The organism is Luteimonas fraxinea (assembly GCF_021233355.1).
In the GTDB taxonomy this organism is placed as follows: Bacteria; Pseudomonadota; Gammaproteobacteria; order Xanthomonadales; family Xanthomonadaceae; genus Luteimonas; species Luteimonas fraxinea.
Map to the genome: position 1 here is coordinate 3,979,393 of NZ_CP089507.1, position 18,929 is coordinate 3,998,321.

General features: G+C 63.8%; 22 protein-coding genes and 1 pseudogene. 3 read left to right on the plus strand and 20 right to left on the minus strand.

The window, feature by feature from the left end; translation table 11 throughout:
- Positions 1–35: 35 nt before the first annotated feature.
- The 4 genes from LU699_RS18145 to LU699_RS18160 all read right to left on the minus strand — a co-directional run bounded on the left by LU699_RS18145 (position 36) and on the right by LU699_RS18160 (position 3,518).
- Positions 36–299 (minus strand): EexN family lipoprotein, encoded by a 264-nt coding sequence (locus LU699_RS18145; RefSeq protein ID WP_232580378.1) that lies wholly within the window; start codon positions 297–299, stop codon positions 36–38.
- Complete coding sequence (locus tag LU699_RS18150; RefSeq protein WP_232580379.1) at positions 296–1,240, minus strand: LysR family transcriptional regulator; 945 nt, start codon at positions 1,238–1,240, stop codon at positions 296–298. The genes LU699_RS18145 and LU699_RS18150 overlap by 4 nt, the downstream gene beginning before the upstream one ends.
- Before the next feature lie 65 nt (positions 1,241–1,305).
- Entirely contained in the window at positions 1,306–2,403 is a 1,098-nt protein-coding gene (locus tag LU699_RS18155) for an MFS transporter (RefSeq protein ID WP_232580380.1), read from the minus strand.
- 143 nt (positions 2,404–2,546) lie between these two features.
- Complete coding sequence (locus LU699_RS18160; protein ID WP_232580381.1) at positions 2,547–3,518, minus strand: SDR family NAD(P)-dependent oxidoreductase; 972 nt, start codon at positions 3,516–3,518, stop codon at positions 2,547–2,549.
- 114 nt (positions 3,519–3,632) lie between these two features.
- On the opposite strand from LU699_RS18160, the gene LU699_RS18165 reads away from it, so the two are divergent.
- Complete coding sequence (locus LU699_RS18165; RefSeq protein ID WP_232580382.1) at positions 3,633–4,562, plus strand: AraC family transcriptional regulator; 930 nt, start codon at positions 3,633–3,635, stop codon at positions 4,560–4,562.
- A gap of 14 nt (positions 4,563–4,576) precedes the next feature.
- Here the strand turns inward: LU699_RS18165 and LU699_RS18170 are convergent, their stop codons facing one another.
- The 9 genes from LU699_RS18170 to LU699_RS18210 form a co-directional block, all read right to left on the minus strand.
- Positions 4,577–6,568 (minus strand): relaxase/mobilization nuclease domain-containing protein, encoded by a 1,992-nt coding sequence (locus LU699_RS18170; RefSeq protein ID WP_232580384.1) that lies wholly within the window; start codon positions 6,566–6,568, stop codon positions 4,577–4,579.
- A 448-nt stretch (positions 6,569–7,016) separates the two neighbouring features.
- A complete protein-coding gene (locus tag LU699_RS18175) occupies positions 7,017–7,604 on the minus strand; it encodes a S26 family signal peptidase (RefSeq protein ID WP_232580386.1) in 588 nt (195 codons plus the stop codon).
- Positions 7,601–8,158 carry a DUF2840 domain-containing protein gene (locus LU699_RS18180; RefSeq protein WP_232580387.1) on the minus strand — a complete coding sequence of 186 codons (558 nt, stop codon included), beginning with the start codon at positions 8,156–8,158 and terminating at the stop codon, positions 7,601–7,603. Before LU699_RS18180 ends, LU699_RS18175 begins: the two co-directional genes overlap by 4 nt.
- Positions 8,155–8,442, minus strand: a complete 288-nt coding sequence (locus tag LU699_RS18185) for a chromosome partitioning protein ParB (RefSeq protein WP_232580570.1) — start codon at positions 8,440–8,442, stop codon at positions 8,155–8,157. The genes LU699_RS18180 and LU699_RS18185 overlap by 4 nt, the downstream gene beginning before the upstream one ends.
- Entirely contained in the window at positions 8,439–9,077 is a 639-nt protein-coding gene (parA, locus tag LU699_RS18190; protein ID WP_182060299.1) for a ParA family partition ATPase, read from the minus strand. Before parA ends, LU699_RS18185 begins: the two co-directional genes overlap by 4 nt.
- A 265-nt stretch (positions 9,078–9,342) precedes the next feature.
- Entirely contained in the window at positions 9,343–10,176 is an 834-nt protein-coding gene (locus LU699_RS18195) for a replication initiator protein A (RefSeq protein ID WP_232580394.1), read from the minus strand.
- A 26-nt stretch (positions 10,177–10,202) separates the two neighbouring features.
- Complete coding sequence (locus LU699_RS18200; protein WP_033938359.1) at positions 10,203–10,487, minus strand: helix-turn-helix transcriptional regulator; 285 nt, start codon at positions 10,485–10,487, stop codon at positions 10,203–10,205.
- A gap of 83 nt (positions 10,488–10,570) precedes the next feature.
- Entirely contained in the window at positions 10,571–11,368 is a 798-nt protein-coding gene (locus LU699_RS18205; RefSeq protein WP_232580395.1) for a DUF2285 domain-containing protein, read from the minus strand.
- A gap of 337 nt (positions 11,369–11,705) precedes the next feature.
- Positions 11,706–12,056, minus strand: a complete 351-nt coding sequence (locus LU699_RS18210) for a DUF2958 domain-containing protein (protein WP_232580396.1) — start codon at positions 12,054–12,056, stop codon at positions 11,706–11,708.
- Positions 12,057–12,335: 279 nt separating this feature from the next.
- Here LU699_RS18210 and LU699_RS18215 point away from each other — a divergent pair, with 279 nt between their 5' ends.
- Positions 12,336–12,668, plus strand: coding sequence for a helix-turn-helix domain-containing protein (locus LU699_RS18215; protein WP_425491643.1), 333 nt, complete (start codon positions 12,336–12,338; stop codon positions 12,666–12,668).
- Positions 12,669–12,672: 4 nt separating this feature from the next.
- Positions 12,673–13,494: a hypothetical protein gene (locus LU699_RS18220; protein ID WP_232580397.1), complete on the plus strand. Its 822-nt coding sequence runs from the start codon at positions 12,673–12,675 to the stop codon at positions 13,492–13,494.
- A 115-nt stretch (positions 13,495–13,609) separates the two neighbouring features.
- Here the strand turns inward: LU699_RS18220 and LU699_RS18225 are convergent, their stop codons facing one another.
- The 7 genes and pseudogenes from LU699_RS18225 to LU699_RS18240 all read right to left on the minus strand — a co-directional run bounded on the left by LU699_RS18225 (position 13,610) and on the right by LU699_RS18240 (position 18,310).
- Positions 13,610–13,927 (minus strand): hypothetical protein, encoded by a 318-nt coding sequence (locus LU699_RS18225; protein ID WP_232580398.1) that lies wholly within the window; start codon positions 13,925–13,927, stop codon positions 13,610–13,612.
- The gene (locus LU699_RS18475; protein WP_425491644.1) at positions 13,924–14,130 is read right to left on the minus strand and encodes a helix-turn-helix domain-containing protein; all 207 of its coding nucleotides are present in this window, start codon (positions 14,128–14,130) and stop codon (positions 13,924–13,926) included. The genes LU699_RS18225 and LU699_RS18475 overlap by 4 nt, the downstream gene beginning before the upstream one ends.
- Before the next feature lie 175 nt (positions 14,131–14,305).
- Positions 14,306–14,617, minus strand: a complete 312-nt coding sequence (locus LU699_RS18230) for a DUF736 domain-containing protein (RefSeq protein ID WP_232580399.1) — start codon at positions 14,615–14,617, stop codon at positions 14,306–14,308.
- 749 nt (positions 14,618–15,366) lie between these two features.
- Positions 15,367–16,296 carry a hypothetical protein gene (locus LU699_RS18480; RefSeq protein WP_425491645.1) on the minus strand — a complete coding sequence of 310 codons (930 nt, stop codon included), beginning with the start codon at positions 16,294–16,296 and terminating at the stop codon, positions 15,367–15,369.
- Positions 16,297–16,614: 318 nt separating this feature from the next.
- A complete protein-coding gene (locus LU699_RS18485) occupies positions 16,615–17,166 on the minus strand; it encodes a ParB/RepB/Spo0J family partition protein (RefSeq protein WP_425491646.1) in 552 nt (183 codons plus the stop codon).
- Positions 17,142–17,405 carry a ParB N-terminal domain-containing protein gene (locus LU699_RS18490; protein ID WP_425491647.1) on the minus strand — a complete coding sequence of 88 codons (264 nt, stop codon included), beginning with the start codon at positions 17,403–17,405 and terminating at the stop codon, positions 17,142–17,144. Before LU699_RS18490 ends, LU699_RS18485 begins: the two co-directional genes overlap by 25 nt.
- Before the next feature lie 78 nt (positions 17,406–17,483).
- Positions 17,484–18,310 (minus strand): annotated as a pseudogene (locus LU699_RS18240) (DUF932 domain-containing protein).
- Positions 18,311–18,929: the final 619 nt, after the last annotated feature.

The following is an 18,929-nucleotide window of genomic DNA, read 5'->3' on the forward strand; positions in this document are numbered from 1 at the left end:
AGAAGAATGGAAGTTTCGCGGCGGATCGAACGCGATCAGAACTTGGGCGGCTCCTTCGGCGGTGTGTAGGGCGTATCGCCGTCACCATAAAACCGCTTGCGCGTGGCTTCGGCCACCCGGTTGCACAGCATGTCGCCCAGCGTGGCACGATCAGTCTTGCATTGCTGGCGCAGCTCTTTCAGGCGCGCGGGATCGGACGCCAGTTCTTCAACGGTCGGCACGTTCTTGTTCTCTGGCGTTTCGGTCGGGCCGCAGCCAGTCAGTATCGCAGCCAACAAGAATGGGATGGGCTTCTTCATGGTTCGGAGTCCTCCAGGGAGTCGGGATCGTCGTCCGGTGTTGGCCCTGTGTCTTCCGGTGACTCGATGGCCTGTACGCGCCCGATGAAGCGGGCCAGCGTTTCCGAAGGTTCGCTATCCAGGCGCAGCAGGTAGGTCGTGAGCATCGGCGAACGGCCGACCAACGGCCGCGCGACGACGCCCTGTTCTCGGCTGGCCGCAATGTGCGCGGCGCCGGTCAGGCCCAGGGCGAAGCCGGCCGAAACCAGCGCCATCATCAGGTCGCAGGACGCCACCCGCTCGGCCACCAGCGGTTCCATGTCCACGCGGCGCAGCACGCGCTCGACCTGCCGCGCATGGCCTTCGCACGCCTGCTGATCGCACAGCACCAGCGGGTAGCGCAGCAGTTCTTCGAGCGGGATGCGCTTGTGGGCCAGCAAGGGATGGCGCGCGGGCACGGCCACCGTCAGCGGATCGTTCCAGACGGGCAAGGCGACGATGCCATCGCCGGCGTCATCGGCGCGGGCAAAGCCCACGTCGTATAGATCGTCGTGCAACCCCTTGATCTGCTGCGCCAGCGGCACTTCGGTCAGGCGGATTTCGACTTCCGGTTCCTCTTGTCGGCATAGCGCCAGTAGCGCTGGCAGGCGCGACGGCGTGATGCCATCGGACAGTGCAATGCGCAACTGGCCGTGGAAGCCGTTGGCGGCTGCCTTCACGCTGTCGCGCGCCTGCTGCAAAGCGGCGAAGACGCGCGGCACATGATCCAGGAACAGCTTGCCCGCGCGTGTCAGCTGCGTCCTGCGTGTGGTGCGGGCGAACAGCACCACGCCCAGTTCTTCCTCCAGTTCCTTGATGGCCCGCGACAACGGCGACTGCTCGATGTGCAACCGCTCGGCGGCACGGGCAAAGTGCAGTTCTTCGGCCACCGCTAGAAAGCAACGAAGATGACGCAACTCCATGTCTCACATTCTCGCTCGCACTGTTTTTACCCCGTTGCTTCGGATGACTAAATTTCAGCAGTAAGTTATGGCGATTGATCTGATATCTTACTTGCCCGGTAAATTATTCCGAATGCCATTAGCACGCAGAGCAGAAATGCATATCGAAGTCCAAATGCATCGGATAGAAATCCGATCAATGGTGGCCCGATAAGCAGGCCAAGGAACCCAATTGTCAGAACAGAAGCTATGGCGGAGCTTGGTGCCATGGTTGAAGATTTCGCGGCAGCACTTGCTACCAACGGAATGACAGCTCCGATACCGAATCCAACAAGACAGAAACCGACAATCGACGACAGCAGGCTGGGATGCAGCACCGTCATCGCCATGCCAATCAACGTAAGTATCCCGCTCCATTGCAAAGTTCTTCTTATGCCGAATCGGTCCACGAACCGGTTCAGTGCAAGCCTGCCAATGGTCATTGCCCCCATGAACACAGTGAATCCAAGACCGACAAACTTTCGCTCGGGTGAAACGACATCTTGAAAGTAAACGACACTCCAGTCGTACATGATGCCTTCGCAGGCCATGGAGCAGAAGGTGATCAGGCCGTAGTTGATCAGAGATTTATCCGGTATTGCGAACGCCTTACCGGATTGTTCTAGGCTCGGCTTGTCGTGCAGGAACCGCCAGCACGCCAGTGCGGATATCAATGCAATGAACGATATCACTCCGAAATGCAGAGGCAAGGCAATATCTTGGCCAATCATTAACGTACCAATTCCTGCGCCGACGAATCCGGCCAGTCCCCATATTCCGTGGAAAAATGGTAGTTTCGTTTTCCCGCTGATGACCTCCGATAGACTCGCCTGTGTATTGTTCGATACGTTGACTGCGCTATAGGAAAACCCAAAGACGAACAACAGAATCGCCAGTTGGTAGGCATCCATGGCAAAGGGAATGAGGGCCAACAGAACGGCATTGGCAATAATGGCCGCCACTCCGATAACCCTGCTTCCTAGCTTTGCAATAGCCCACCCCGCTGCCGGCAATGAAAGCACCAGGCCGGCTGACATGGCGAACAGTGTGCTTCCGAGTACGCCATCGGACAGCGAAAGCTCGTCCTTTATCGTTGCGACTCGTGAACTCCAGCTTCCGAAGCACAATCCCAGCATGAAGAACATGCCGCATATTGCGATATTGTTTCCCTTCATTGTGGACGACCTTGAACCGATCTCGGCATCTAGTGAATGAGCACATTCCGTTCGGCAAGCAAGTAGATTGCCCCATTGGGATTCGAACGGATTCGTATATTTTCAGATCCGAACTAAGCCGAACTTTGCGCCGATAAAGCATCAATGCCGGTAAGTTCTGCCGAAAGCGCCCAAAGACGCTGTGCTTGTTCAGGGTCGATCGCGTACTCGCGCACGCCGACGAATGAATCGTCGTCACCGGAAGCAAGACTGGCAATGTCACAGTCTTCGCAGTAAAGGCCGCCCATGCCTTCCAGTTGGGGAGATGTTGCGGCCCAAACCTGGGTCGCGGCGCCTTGCTGCGTTGTCTTGAACGTTGGGTCTGCGGGATTGCCACTGGTGTCGAGCCAGCCGGCAGCAATCATTTCTTCCTGCGACAGATGGCGTTGCAGTGGCGTAAAAATCTTCCCAGGATGAAGGGAGAAAGCCCTCACGCCTTCATTCTGACCGAGACGATCCAAATGGACAGCAAACAATGCATTGGCCGTCTTCGACTGCCCATAGGCCAGCCACTTGTCGTAACTGTGCTTGAATTGCACGTCATCCCAGCGGATGCCGGATTGGTGGTGCCCGGCTGACGACACGGCCACCACCCTGGCGCCACCCTTGAGTGCCGGCCAGAGCAGATTTACCAGAACATAATGCCCAAGGTGATTGGTGGCAAACTGCGCTTCCCAACCTTGTCCCACACGGGTTTCAGGGCAAGCCATGATGCCCGCGTTGCCAATTAAGATGTCGATATGCCGGCCGGTTGCCAGGAAGCGTCTCGCGAAGTCATGCACGCTGGCAAGGCTGGAAAGATCCAGCCCCTCGACTTCGGCGCCGGAGATTTCGCTGGTCTTTGCACGAGCAACTTCTACATCACGCGCAGCGACAATGACCCGCGCACCGGCATTCGCCAATGCTCGTGTTGTCTCTAGGCCTAGGCCGGAATGACCTGCAGTGACAACGACAGTGGTGTTGGATAGGTCGCGCCCTACAAGCGTCTCTGCTGCGGTGGTTGTCGCTCCGAAACCGGAGTGGATAGGAGACTGTTTGCTGGTCATGGAGTGTCCTTGTGAACCTGACGTGGAATCGGGGTAAGCCCATACCCAGCATTGTCCAGGCTAGACTTAGGACTGTGAATGCAGCAAACTCCAATTCTCTGTCGAGATCGTCCGATGCGCTACATGGATCCACTATCTGAAGTTCTCTCCCTTTTGAACACTCAAAGCTCCGTCTTCGCAGGTTTGAAGGCGGGTGGAGACTGGGCCATCGACTTTCCGCCGCCCGATGGCATCAAGTTCAATGCGATCGTTGAAGGGACGTGTTGGCTGACGGTGGAGGGCGTGGAACAACCTATCCAACTGACGGCTGGAGATTGTTTTCTGCTGTCGCGCAAACGTGCGTTCTCACTTCGCAGCGATCTGGCGTTGCCCGCTATCCATTCGGATGAGATTTACTGCCATGCGATCAACGGTGTCGCCCGTTGTGGAACCGCCGATGCGTTTTTCCTGATCGGGGGACGCTTTGCCTTCGGTGAGGAAGCTGGCCTTCTATTCGAGGGACTACCTCCTGTCGCAGTCATCAAAAGAGGTTCAGATCAAGCCTCCGTGCTGAATTGGGCCTTACAGCACCTTGCCCATGAACTTGCTAATCCATCTCCAGGCAATGCGATTGTGGTTCAACATCTAGGCCATATCATGTTGGTGCAGGTTCTTCGGATTTATCTGACCCAGGAAGGAAACAGTACGCCAAGCTGGTTGCTGGCTATATCCGACCCACGCATCGGGGCAGTTATCCAGGCCATCCATACCGATCCAGCCCGCTCTTGGACGGTCGAAGAGCTCGCCAAAGTAGCGGGTGTTTCTCGCTCGACTCTTGCCTTGCGGTTCAAGCAGAAGGCCGGCATTGCTCCTTTGGAGTACGTCTCACGCTGGCGTATGCAGCTAGCCACACGATCCCTGAAAGCCAACCACACCACCATTTCCTCGATAGCGCAGAAGTTGGGGTATGACTCCGACAGTGCGTTTAGCCATGCTTTCAAGCGCATCATGAAATGCTCACCCCGTGAATATAGGGAGAAATTGGCGCCCGTTCCGCAACAATAAGGGGAGATTCACACTTAAAGTTGCGGGCCACGCTGTCGTCCAATCTCCCATGACACCCCGCCACCCCACACCGTCGCAGCGATCTGCTGCCCCAGCCGCTGTTCAATCACTGGCCGCCACGGCACCAAGCTGAATCCCATGCCGTCATCGAGCATCGCGTAGCGCCCGCTGGCGAGCATGACCGAGCGCCGGTAGATGCCGGCGGCGCGCTGCCCGTCGGCTACCGGGCGATGTTCCAGGCCGGTTTCGGCGGCGATGTCCTTGGCGGCCTGCGCCAGTTCCCGGTTGCGCAGCGTGTCCAGCAGGTTGCGCGCCAGGATGACCCGCTGCCCGCGCCGCTGCGCCAGCCCCTGTTCTTCGAGGAAGTCGGCGCGCTGCTGCATGGCCTGCTTGGCGTCGCCTCCAAAGCCCAGGTCCCCCAGCCCTCGACCACCGCCGATCAACTGCTGATCCAGCCAGGTCGCGCCGATGACGCGGGCCTGCCGCTCGATGGGCAGGTGCGATTTCAGTTCCACGGCGACACCGCCCAGGCGCTGCGCGTCGTACTGGCGGCCCTGCTCGGGCAGATCGTCCGGCACCTTCCACAGCCCTTCGGCCACGCGCTCGACGATGCCGGCCCGGCGCAGGGCTTCCAGCCGGCGGACGTGGGCCGGGACGACTTCTTGCGGGTCGCGGCCGGGCTTGGCTCGGCCTTGCTCGATCGCCAGGTGGTGATCGGTGCGGTACAGGCCATCGCTCGCCAGCGTGGCGATGTTCTTGTCGGCCGCCCGCACCTCGGCGGAACCGCGCACCTCCACCACCGCGCCGGTGGGATAGCTCGCCAGTTCGTCGCGGGCGTTCAAGGCAACGTAGTGAGCCTTGCCGTCAATGCCGTCGATGACCAGATAGCCCCGGTCGTGCAGCTCGTCGGCCAGCCCCTTCGCAGCCACGCGACCGATAATGGTTCGCCCGTCGTCGCCCGGCTCGAACACCGCCAACTCGCGCGGCTGGCCACTCATGGCCCGCTGCATCGTGCGAATGATGTCGCCACGCTCGCCCAGGGCGCGCAAGGTCTTCTCGGTATCGGCGTGAACCGCCCAGGTGCCGGGCTGCGTCTCGTCGGCCAGGCCCAGGCGCTGCAAGCGTTGCAGGCGGCCGATCAGCAGCAGGCGCTGGCGTTGCAGCCGGGGTTCGTTGAAGCGTTCGATCTGTACTCTGCCGTCTTCGCCGGCCTCGCGTTGCAGGGTGCGATCCAGGCTCGTCCACCGCTCTTGCTCCACCTCGCGCTGCAAGGTCTGCTGGATCTCCAGTTCGGTGCGCGGCCCCAGCCATTCCGTCGCCAGCTCGGCGGCGCGATGGCGGAAGCCGTGGGCGATGTAGTCGCCGGCGATGATGAGGTCTTTGCCGGTGTCGTCGCGCCCGCGCACGATCAGGTGGGTGTGCGGGTTGTCGGTGTTCCAGTGATCCACCGCCACCCAATCCAGCCGCGTCCCCAGGTCGGCTTCCATCCGGTTCACCAGATGCCGGGTGTAGGTGCGCAGGTCGTCCAGCTCGGCGCCGTCCTCCGGGGAGACGATGAAGCGGAAATGGTGCCGGTCGTCGGCGGCCTGCTCCTTGAAGACATCAAGGTCGGCTTCGTCGGTCTGCGGCCCGTAGGCCCGGCCCGGCTCGCCATCACGGCCGGTGCCGTCGCGCTCGATGTAGCGCAGGTGCTTGGCGAGCGATTGCGGGCTGGCGTTGCGCTGGTTGACCAGCAGCGTCTTGATGGTCACGCGCCGCGACATGGGGGTCAGCTTCGCGCCGGCGAAGCGTGCTGCCGTATGGCCGCGCCCCAGGCGCGAGCCGGGACGCTGGCCGGCGCGTGCGTCGCTGCCACCGGCTGCGGAGTGGCGCATCGAGGACTTGCCGCCGCTGGCCTTGCCCGCTTGCTTGAGCACCGTGGAAACGAAGCTCTGCCCCTGGCCCTTGCCCCGGTTCTTTGGGGCGCTGGGGCGCACGCGGAAATCGTCGTCGCGGCGGTCGGTCATGGCTGCGCTCCCTGCAAGCTCTGGCGTGCTCTGTCGTGCGAAGCACGCGGACATGCCTGCATTGGCGCGAACCTCGCGCCCCACGCGGCACGGGGGCGAAGCCACTCCGTGCCGCGCCACCCCCATGTGCAGACAGGCTTTCGACGCGGCCCGGTGCCGTGTCCTTTTGTCTTGCCTTCCGCCTTTGCCCTTCGCTGTCGCTTCGGGCGTCGGCGGCCCGGCGGCGCTGCGCTGCTCGCAGCCAGCACGCCGGGGAACGCGCCAGTGGCCGCAGGCCGGGCGCGTTCGAGGCAAGACGCCTGCACGTTGGACGGCTGCGCCGAATGCATCGCGAGGTGCGGTGCGAATGCACACGCACTGCACGCGCGACGACACGGCGGTGGCGGCCGGAACGACATGCCCGATGGCACGATGAGAGGCACGGCACCGTGCAGCGAATCGGCAGCCATCATGGGCGTGTCTCCAGCCAGACCGGATGCGCGACGCCGATCACAGAGGATGCGCTGACCGGGCCGAAGTAGCGGCTGTCGAACGACGCCGGATTGGTCACGCTCAACAGGAGCAGTTCGCCAGGCGCAAGGCGGCGGCATTGCGGCCAGGATGGCAACGGCCGGCCCAGCCGGTCGGCAGGCAGCACGGCGGCCGAAGGCACGCCGTCGATGCGAACCTGACCGGCGACGATGCAGACGTGTTGCGGCGCGACCGCGCCCACACGTTTGAGCAGCGGAACGTGAGCAGGCAGGTAGCCGCGCTGCGCAGCGAGCGCGGCAGCGTTGGCAGGCAATCGGGTCAGGACGATGCTGCCGACCGGCAGCGAGGCGGCCCGATGGTCAAGCGGCTGCACGTGATACCAGCCGACCGGAACGCTGTCGGACGGGTTGTAGATCAGGCGCGGCAGCGGCTGCACGAAAGCCGCCCAGGCCAGCGCAGCGAGGCCGACCGCGGCGAAGCCCGCCAGCACAATGCGAGCGCGCAGGCGCGAGCGAGGATGCGGCGCGGCTTCGGGCGTGCGTGCGGTGGTGGAATGAGCGGTCATGGCAGCGCCCTCCCGGTCAGCCAGGCGGCGTGCCGCTCGGCGGTGTATTCAGGCAGCGCCAGGCGGGACGCCAGACGGTTGCCCAGCGTGCGCCAGTACGCAGGCGACACGTCGATGGCGGCGATGCCCTGCGCGTCGATGCCGTCGATGCGTTCCAGCACGGCACGCACCGCGTTCTCGCCTTCGGCGTGCAGCAGCAGGCGTGCGCCGGGCCGCACGCCGGGGATGCGCTGCACGGTATCGAGCGGCGTGGCGGCTTGCATCACCATGAGCTGCCAGCGGATCGTGCCGTAGTCGTTGGCCTGCCAGCGGATGCGACACAGAACCGCGTTTGGCAAGAACACCGCGCAGCGCCGCCAGCGGTCGAGCTGGAGCGTGCGCGCCGGTTCGCCGAAGCGCAGGTAGAGCTTGAAGCGCGGCTCGATGTAGGCGAGCGATACGCGAGTCAGGGGCACGCTCCCAGCTTGGCCAGCGAGCGTCGAAAGCGAAGGCGGCGGCACGGTAGCCGGTGCAGCCGTCGCCGCGTGAGCGGCAGGCGTGATGGATGCGTTCATGGCAGGTTCTCCATGCGGTTCTCGGGAAACTCCCGCTCCAGCAGGCCGCGCAGCAATTCGGCCACGGTCACGGCTTGGCCGAAGGCGGCGATCTTGATGCGCGCGCGCAGCGCGGGCGTCACGTCGAGGGTCAGGCGTGCGGTGTAGAGGTCGCCCTTGTTCAGCGCATCGGCATCGCCCTGGCGAATCCACGCCTCGGCGTGCGGATTCGCGGGCGGACGTGCGCCGATGCCGACGCGCTTGGCCGTGCGTTTGCTGTTCGGTGGTGGTGGCTTCGCTGTCATGTCGGCCACCGCAGCAGTTCGTCCACCAGCGCGGCGATCTCGCGCGCGGCGGCGCTGTCGGGCGCCGTCTCGCGTGCGAGCCGACCGGCGGCCACGCTGTCGGCGAAGACGATGCGCTGGCGCACTTCGGCGCGCAGCGCCGGCAGCGGCTGTTCGGCCAGCGACTGCCGCGCCTCCCGACCGATCACCGTGGTGCTGACGCGGCGGTTGATGACGAAGGCCGCGCGCAGCGCAGGCCGAAAGACTTGCGCCTCGCGGATCAGCGCCACCATCTCGGCGCTGGCCCAAAGGTCATACGGGCTGGGCTGCACGGGAATCAGCACGCGCTCGGCCGCCAGCAGCGCGGAGCGCGCCAAGGCGGCGATGCGCGGCGGCCCGTCGATGATGACGTGATCTGCGCGGCGGGCGAGTTCTGGCGCTTCCTGGTGCAGCGTTTCGCGGGCCAAGCCCACGGCGCTGAACAGCCGCGGCAAGCCTTGCTGGCTTCTGCGCTGCGTCCAGTCCAGCGATGAACCTTGCGGGTCAGCATCCAGCAGGATGACCGACTGCCCGCGCATCGCCAGTTCGCCGGCGATGTGCGTGGCGAGCGTGGTCTTGCCGACGCCGCCTTTCTGGTTGAGCAAGGCGACGATCATTGCATGGCCCTCCACGCTGGAAAGCCAGGCTTTGCCTGTCGTGCGAAACGCTGTTCGCCGTGCCGTTCGGTGGTTGTCCACTGAATCGGCGCGCTTCTACCAAAAGTTAGAGATTTATAGTTAGGTAAGTTAGAGGGGACGCAAACCCGCGCCGTTATTGGCTTTCCGGCGTTTTCGTACTCCTGATAGCACGATAGGCGTACTCCTGATAGCACGATACCCGGTACTCCTGATAGCACGAGGCCGTCCACAGGCTTTACCGCAGTTATCCCCGTGCCGTATGCAGCACGGGCCGGAAGGTCAGCAGTTCCAATCCTTCGTCCGGCATCGCCTCGATGCCGAGGACGTAGCCGGGCAACGACTGCCGCGCCACCAGGACGCGCAGGTCGTAGGCGAAGTCCGAGAAGCGTGCCGCGCTGCCCGACTTGCGGTGCAGGTGCCGGAAGTCGAACTGCCAGCCGTCCGGCTGCTTGCCGCCGTGCTTGCGCACGAGGCGGTACAGCCAGCGTTCGATGCCGCCTTTGAGGCGGAAGTACGCGGGGTCGATGGTCAGCACCAGGGCGGCGTCCACCACGCCCGCGTAGAACCAGTCCGGCAGGATCAATTCGAGGCCCAGCGGCACGCCGCTGGCGTCGGCCAGTTCCTTCCACTCGTTGATCCACGAGAAGCGATGCAAGCGCCTTCCCGTGGTTTCGCGGATGGACGTGGCCACGCTGGTCGATTGCAGGCGATCCAGCGCGGCCTTCAGGCGCAGGTAGTCGTTGAGGGATGTTCCTCGTCCAATGAAGCGCAAAATCTCGTAAGGCGTGGCGCGTATCCAGCGCGACGGGCGTATGCCCGCGTCGCGCGCTTCCACGATCTGCGAGGCCGCCCATATCAACACGTCGGCATCCCATATCGTGGCGATGCCGTGCTCGGCCGTGCCTTCCACGCGGATGGTGATGTTCCCGCTGCGAAAGTCGATCGGCGCCGTGCGCCGCGACTTCGCCAGTGAGAAGAACGGAAAGGCCATCAAGTCCTGGCTGTCGCGCGGTGCCATGTCGCCGGGCAAGGCACGGAACAGATCGAGCTGTTCGCGCTCCTGCCGTGGGCTGGACATGACGGCAGCCACCGGCAAGCCAACGATCAGCGGCCATCACGGTAGTCGCCCGCGTGGCGTTCGGCGTATTCCGGATCGGACGTGGCCTCGTAGCTGCGCTGGTCGGCCCAGGCATCGAGGTCGGCCACCGCGTACATGACGCGGCGGCCGAACTTGCGGAACTTCGGGCCGCCGCCGATCACGCGCTGCTTTTCGAGCGTGCGCGGCGACAGGCGCAGATACTCGGCGGCTTCGTCGTTGGTCAGGTAGCGTTGGGGCTGCGCGGGCGCAGCGACAGCAGCGGCGGCAGGCCGCAAGGGTGCGGGTCGCATGGTGTGAACCTCCATCGGTCGGCAAAGCCCGGCCACACAGCGCGACCGGATGGAGGCAGTCTCAAGAAAGCAAGGCTTCCTGCTCAGGGACGTTTTGCAGGGGATGCAGCGCGTCCCTGTGCAACGGACGGAAGCTGTGCCAGGCGGCGATAGCCGCCGCGCATCAGCGCATCGCCCCGGCGCACCAGCCGGCGAACGCGGGCGCGCAAGGCGCTGTCCGCGTGCCAGTCGGCGGCGACGGCATCGGCGCCGAACAGCCCTTCGGCCACGTCGCGCAAGGACGCGCCCGCCAGGGTGCCGTCGAGCGCCTGGAGCGTGTTCAACTCCAGCAATGCGGCGAGCGTCGGTCGTGACCTTGCCGTTCCTGCGGGTAAGGCCTCGCCAGCGATGGCCAGCTTGTCCAGCTCGGTCGCCAGTGCCTGATAGCGGACGCAAGGTGTGGCGCAGGCGCGGATGGCATAGGCGTAGGCCATGCCATCCTCCAGGCCGGGAGCGATCACCAGCCGCAGGCAGCACCCCGGCCAGCGTGCCAGCACCACCAGGCGCTTGCCATCGTGGATCAGATGCTTCTGGCCGGGAATGCGCCAGAACGCGAAGGCCAACGCATCGGGTGGCGGGTCGGCATCCGGGTAGAGCTGAACCACTGTGTCGGCATCCGGGAACCAGATCGGATGCGCGTCGCGCGCATCCAGGGCAGGGTCTTCCAGCAGGCGAAGCCCCCAGGCGTGCGCCGTCTCCGGCCGACGGCGACGGCGCAGCCAGTCGCGGCGGTAGTCGGGGTGGCGGCGCAGGTATTCCCACGCCAGCGCGGGGCCGTCGAGGTGCAGCGTGTAGAGATACGCAGCGGTCGGATACCAGTATTCGGCGCTCGGGTCAGCCATGACGCAACCTCCTGTCGTTCAGCAGGAACGTCGCCACGGATTCCGGCGTGCAAGAGCTATCGAGTCGCCATCAAGTCGTCATCAAGATCGGGGTAAGCTGTAACTGCTGGTGTCAAGACTGATTCGCTCCAGGGCATTGCGGAAATCGTCTGAATGCGACGGCTGCGCCGCCACGAAAATGGTGCGCAGCATGGAGCACCGTGCAGCAGCCCGCGCCAAAGATCATGACTGTTTCCAGCAGAAGCGCACCGCTTCGGTGCAAGAGTGTGGATTCAGACCTTCCGGGTCTTGAGTAAGACTGAAATAGTCAGAATGCGCTGTTGTTGACTGGGGTTGGTCAGTCAGTGATCAAGCCGTTTTCTTCAGCCAGCCGCAGGTACTCCGACAACAGCCGCACCGGCTGGAAGTAGCGATCGCGCATCACCGGCTGCTTGCGCGGCCCGACGATGGACGCCAGATCGGACAGCTTCACATGGCCCAGGCCGGGCATGCCTATTCCCAGGTCGATCAGACCCCATGCCGTATCGCCATCGGTCGGGTCGAGCGCGGCCAGCAGCCAAGTGGCGTGCGCGTCAGGAGTGAACAGCCGTACCGTCGGCATCGGGTCGATGCTCCGACCAGCGGCGCGTGCCTCGCCGACGGCGAGCAGTTGCGCCCGCTGTTCAGCGGTGACGAGCGGCTGGGTCATGGCTCGAATCCCCACGCACCCGAGCATGCACGGATACGATTTTCCACCGAAGCGCGGAACCGCTGAAGCGGATGCGTGCTTTGGCGGAAAAGCACGAAGGCGCAAGCCATCGAATCCGTACATGCGCAGAAACGCAGAAGCGGAATTATGCAGGTCAGGAAAGGCACGGATGCGACTCCCCGGGTCTGGTGAAATCCGCAGTTGCGGATTTCCGTAAAAGAACGAAAGCGGCTCGGCCAACAGGAATGAACACTTTAGATTGTAGCCCTATTGTTTGCAATGGGCTGTCATCTTGGTTTTTACGGGGAAACCAAGTTGGTGACAGCGAAACACTCATTGGCGACGGCAATACGGACGATCAGGAAAGCGCGTGGCTTGAGCCAGGAAGCGTTCTCCGACGTGTCCAGCCGCACCTACATGAGTTCGCTGGAGCGCGACTTGAAAAGCCCGACCATGCACAAGCTGACCGCGCTGTGCGAGGTCATGGACGTGCATCCGCTCACGCTGCTGACGCTGGCGTATGCCGGCGACAGCACGCGCAAGACCGATCAGCTTCTGGCGCAGGTGCGCCAGGAACTTGAGGCCATATTGAAGGAACGCGACACGCCGTAGGCGCGTGCGTGACGTGCTGCGCCAGCAGCACCGCCCGGCCGCAATGTGCGCGGCAAGGCTTCAATCGGTCGTACTGCGATCTTCTCATCTTGCGCTAGCAGATGGCGAACGGTTACGACTGCTTCATGCAACTATCCGTAACCAGTTGCATGACGCGGGCATCAGCTCCACCTTCGTTCTTCTCCTTGAACCAGCTTTGGTTGTGGTAGTTGATGCGATCACGATAGCCAGAACCTCTTCCCCATTCGCCATAGCACGTCTTCCAAAAGTTGGCGTCAGCGGTCATTTCATCCGAATGGATGCTTTGCCCAACCAGTTGGGCTTTTCGGACAAGCGCATCGAAGCCGGCTTCCATCGTCCTGACTGTTTGATGGATGAGGTCATGGGCATCACTGAACTGATCGTCTTGCAGCAGGTTCTCGGCGATCTCCTTGAACTTCTGCAACTTCGGTTCAGCAATACCGGCCGCGATGCGCCGGGCACCATGACTGAGCTGGTGGGCATAGTTGAGATTCCACCCAATCTCCGTCTCTTACGATGGCGGCATAGACGGTGCGCGGTGTGCACCCACAGCCGCCACCAGACTGTCGTGGACATGCCGCTTGGTTTGTGCCGGAATTGCTTCGTTGTTGTCCAGCCAGATGGTCAGGCGAACTGCGGCGCGCTCCCGAGCTTTTTTTCGCATGGACTTGGACACATGCGATGCTTTCGCACCACAGCGCTGACACGTGCCGACCCGAGCGCTTTTCGCTGCGGCGACGCGAAGCCGCCCATCGCAATGCGCGCTCGACCTCCGGAATTCCCTTCCGCCGCCGTCGGTCTCTGAACGCGACGCTTGTGGAGGATTCACAAGAAGTTTGCGAAGTCGGTGCCGCCGTACTTCATCTTCGGTGCAGGGCTCCACGATAAGTCCATATCCAGGGCCACGCCGGACATGCACTTCACAGATGGTTACCGCCCGCGCCGGTTTCCAAGACAGCTTTCGGCATTCCCTTGCTGCCCGGAATTTCGAGCCCTTCCGCACGGCAAATCGCAGTGGACTTGCCCACTGCAATAGTTCCTATGAAAGCCGCCCGATAGCGCTTGTCTGCCACGCTTGCCGCTTTGGCGAGCAATTCTTCCTGATAGCGAACCAATCGGCGCTCGTAGAACTGTTTCACATCGGGACGCTCGGCAAGCGCATGCACCTGTTGCGCCGTCTGTTCTGCGTCCCACAGCAGGTCAGCATCCGGGTCGCCAAGGGCAGGCTCTGGGATCATCTGCCACTGGCGCTCCAGTATCTCCGCAGCTTCAGCGCATCAGCCGTGCCGATACCATCAAGCACGGTTTGAAGTTCCTCCGCCGCCAACGCTCGGTCGCCATTCTCGACGCGGGACAGCACTGCCGCGCTCCAGGTGAGTTTCTTGGCCAGCTCGTTCTGCTTGAGTCCTACTTCATCGCAAGGCTGCAATGCGCTTACCAATCGCCGCGTCTCTGTTCATCGTTGCTCTCCAAGGCTTTGGAAACGATACAGAAACGTTTCTGGAACGTCAATAGCAATGTTTCTTTCGCCCGGGCATGATCTGCTCGGCCGCACCGATCTTGTTCCGGTGGAGTGAAGCGCCCCGCCGGGAGTGGCGGGGCGCGGTGGGCGGCCGTCAGGCCGCCTTGGGCTTGCTGCGCGACCAGATCAGGTCGTGCGTGCCGTCCTCGCCTTCGATCAGGCGGGCATAGACCGTCGCCGGGAACGAAGGATCGTCGAGGGTCACGGACACGTAGGGCCGCCCGGCTCGCTGGTTTTCTTCCATGCCGCGCGATGTCGTGCCCGGCCGCCTGCAGGCGGAAGTCGGGGGCGTTGTCGTTGTCCCCTTGTCGTCGGGAACCAGCTTGACCTTGACGTTGAGCGTCAGGGTGCGAAGCGTGCCGGTGAAACCGTCTTTGTCTGCGGTGAAGGTGCCGATGTTAGCCATGATGTTTCTCCTTTCGGGTTGAACAAGGTCGCGCCAGTGCGTCCTTGTTGTGAACCGGCCGGCGGGGAATGGGCTGGCCGCACCGCGCAGCGGTCGCAACACCGTGGAGAACTTGGAAGCGAAAAGAATTTGCGCGAGGAAGCCGCGCAGCGGCGGGGAAATTGTTTTCGCTGGAAGGTTGCGGCCATGAAGCCCAAGGCGCAGCCGCGCCCTCGCCAGGATTCACGACAAGCCAAGGACGCACGGGCCGCCTGTCCCGAATGGAGACATGGCCGACTCGGCATCCCGCGTGACGGCTTCACCGGCTTGCACCCTGACGCGGGCAAGGCCAACAGCCCAACGGCAAGCGAGAACGCCCCTTGCCGCTGCTTGCGGCAACGTGCTTGAGGCGTGGTGTGGAAGTTCCATAGGCAAGGCCGGGCGGCGTGTCGGTGAACCGTCCTTCGTGACGTGCGGGCAATGAACCGCCAGCGTCGAAAACGGCACGCTTTTGCACAACCTGTCGCAGCAAGCCGGGGCGTAGCCCACAAGCCCCGCCCATTGCGGCGGGGCGCCATCGAAATCTTGCCCGCGTCAGCGGGCTCCGATCGCCGTACCGCGCGCAAGGCCGTTGCGCGCCCGCTCCGTCGCCTGGCCGAAGGCGGCGACGGGGCGGTTTTGCGGTGGACGTTGAAACCGGGCGCGGCAGACCTGCCGCGCCCGGTTTGAGGTGAAACCCCGGCGCTGTGCGCCGGGGCTATGCTGCTATGTCACGCGGCGAGCGCGTGGGCTTCCACTTCGTCGGCGGCATCTTCCGGTGCATCCACGTCCTGCGCGCCTTCCTGCGGCTCCGTATGATGTCCGCTCTTGAACACGGCGGGCATCCAGCCCGTACCATCGGCCAGCCGTTCCGCCTCGCTGGCAATGTCGGCCTTCTTCAACTTCGCCAGCCGGATAGCGTGCGACGGCGCAAACTCGTCCACGGCTTCCAGAATCACCGCCTTGGAAACGTGCTTGAAGTAGCCTTCGGCGGTGGGCTGCCACCATGCCGCCATATCCAGCCCCACGGCCTGCGCCAGTTCCGCGCCGGGCTGGTGCGCCGTGGCGCGGGGTGTCACCACGTCAACCGTAGCGGCGACGCATACCGCCAGCAACCGCACCAGTTCGCCTTGCTCCATCGCCAGCAGCGCGGTGAACAGTTCGGCGCCGTCTTGCGGCAACGCTTCGCCAGCGACTTGCTGCAACTCGCGCAGGGCTACGGCGGCGGGCGAATCGGGCCAGTCCGGGGCCATGCTTTCCAGCCGGTCTTTCACGGTGAGGCGCACGCCGAGCGGCAGGCCGTCGTGGTAGTGGCCGTCCTGCAGGACGGCCTGCACCATGCCATGCACCAGTGCGGCCAGCGCGACCTGCGGATGCCGGGCCACTTCAATTTGCAGCGCGGCGGTACGGTGCGCGCTCAACCGCTGCGCCAGCCGGTCGGACAGGTTCGCGGCCTTGGGCTGCTCCGCGTCTTCGCCTTCGTCGTCGTTCCCGGCTTCGCCTTCCATGCTGCCGAAACCCTGCCGCAGCTTTTCCAGCGTGCGCAGCGCCTTGGCCTCGGCTTCGCGCAGCAGCCCACGATGAATCACGGCCTCTCCCTCGCGGTCGAGCGTGACGATGGAACCGGCCACGGCGCGCACGTCCGGGGCGTAGCCCTGCAAGGCTTCCTCCACGGCTTGCAGTTCCCCGGCGACCTGTTCGCGGCGCGGTTCCAGCGCCTCGGTCTTGTCTCGTCCTCGGCGTCGTAGGCTTCTTCCAGTTCGGCGTCGATCTTGTCGAGCGGGTTTGCAGCGAGGCGATGCGACGGGCTTCGCGGGCGCTCGGTTCGCGGCGCTGGCGCGGTGCGTTCTGGAACGCCTGCCGCTCGGCGTAGCTCATGTGCGGCACGGCTTCCACCCATGCCCAACCCTCGGCGCGCACATCCTCGGCCAGCGCATCCAGCTTCCCGCGCACCAGCGTTTCCAGCAGCGCGGCGTCGGTCAGGTAGGTTCCGGCGTCGCCTTCCGCGAACAGGTCGCGGCGGATGCCTCCACCGCCGCCGTGTAGGCGTCCAGCCCGGCGAAGCGCACCAGCGGATGCGTGGCGTCGATTTCGCGTTCGGTCAGGCGTTCGCGCAACGCGGACGCGCCACGCTGCCATTCCGGCGCACCGTAGAACGCGGCTTCCTGCGCGGGGTGGTCGTCGGTGATGGTCAGGGCCATCAACTGTTCCAGCGTGACATTCCCGGCCCGGTAGTCGGCCAGCAGACGCGGCGAGACGTTGGCCAGCTTCAAGCGGCGCTGCACCACCAGCGGGGTCACGCCGAAGTCGGCGGCAATGTCTTCAATGGGTCGGCCTTCCTTGACCAGCGCGGCGAACGCCTCGAACTGGTCGGCCGCGTGCATCTGCTCGCGCAGCAGGTTCTCGGCGAGGCTGACGGTACGCGCCGAGGCATCGGGCACCAGCAGGCAAGGCACCTCAAAGTCGGCGGGGATGCGCTTCTTCTTCGCCAGCAGCTTCAACGCGGTCAGGCGGCGGTCGCCAGCCGCCACTTCGTATTGCTCGCCATCGGCGTAAGGATGACGACGAGATTTTGCAGCAGGCCGATGCGGGCGATGCTCGCGGCCAGTTCGGGAATGGACAGGCGCTGGGTCTTGCGTGCGTTGCGCTTGGAGCGGCGCGGCAGCAACTGCGAGAGCGGAACCAAAATCATGTTCTTGCTCGGGTCGGCCACTTCCAGCGGCGCGGCAGTTTCGATGGCGATGGTTTCGGTTTTCAGGACGGCGTTCATGGTGATGACTCCTTGCGGTTGGGATGCAGCAGCGAGAGAAGCGGCAAGGGCTGCTGCCTGCCCCTGCCGCGTGGGGATTCAGGCTTTCAACTGGCGCAGGCCATCGGCCAGCAGCCAAAGCGCGCGATTCAGTCGGATGTTTTGGTCGATGCCCTGCACCGGACGGGTCTGCTGGCGGCGTCCGTTGGCGCTGCGCCCGCGCAGGCCGCCTTGGGTCAGGTTTTCTTGCGTGCGGTTGAACACGCTCCACAAGTCCGGACGGCGGTCGTCGTGGCGGCGCGGCATCAGGATTTGCGATTCCGTGATGGGCGCGGGCTTGTCGGGGTCGTCGTACTTGAGGGCCAGCGCGGCGCGGGCGAACACTTCGGATTCGTCATCGTTCAAGGTGATGGCGCGCATGGAATCGCGGGATTCCTTCACCCGGTCGAAGCCGCTCAACACTTCGTAAGCGCCTTCGATGACGTGTCCGGCCACGTCGCCCTTGTGGGGTACGCGCACATCGGCCACGGTGTCGCCGAATACCAATCCGTTCTGGCAGACAAAGCGCAGCAGGCCAGCCAACAATTGATAGCTGCTGGTGCCGTCGTGCGAGTTCAGCAGGACAATTTCATTGGCTTCTGCATCGTTGATCTGGTTGGCATGGCGCAGCCGGATCATGTGCTTGGTGAAGTCGCGGCGGTCTTCGCTGCGCACGCGGTCTGCGCCACCATGAAGGGCTGGAACCCTTCCTTGCGCAGTTCTGTCAGTACGGCGGCGGTGGGGATGTAGGCGTACCGTTCAGAACGGCTTTCGTGCGGGACGTCCGCGAAGATGGACGGGGCCACGCGGCGGATTTGGTCATCGGACAGCGGGTAATCGCTGCGCAGCGACGGGGAACGGGAAGCGAATCGGGATGCGAGTTGCATGGTCTTTCTCCTGACAAAGAAGGGTTTGCTGTTCAAACCGCACACCGGATTCCTAGATTCGGAGCCCAGCCTTTCGGCTGTTCGGTGCGGTCGGCACGAGGAACCCGGTTGGCCCTGTTGCCACCGTCTTTCCTGAGTTCATCGCCCGCGACGGTCAGGAGCGCGCGGACGGGGGCCGTCAAGGAAACAAGCGCAGGGTTGGTGCGGCCCGCAGGCGCAGCCGAGGACAGGGCCCTGCGCGCCTTGACGGCACACGGCCGCGGGCTACAGTCGCGAGCAAGGTGATGAAGTCAGGGGAGACGGCTGGACAAGGCAACGGCCGCCTTGATGTGCAGACCGCACGCAAGCGAAGCGCGCAGGCCCGAAGCTGGAAGCCGGGCCGGAGGCGTCAGGGATGTGGAAGGCTGGCGATAGCCAGTCCCGCCAGGGATGAGCGGGTAGCGAACCTGGAGCAGCGCGGTCCGCAAAGCGGAGACGTACTGATGTGTTTCGCTTATTATCGATTTGTACGAGTTGGCTGCCTTCGGCCAGAGCTGTACATCGGCTCTGACAAGACTCGAACGCTCCGCCATATTTCGGCGAATATAGCTTGCTATTAATTTAAAAAACATAGCGGAGG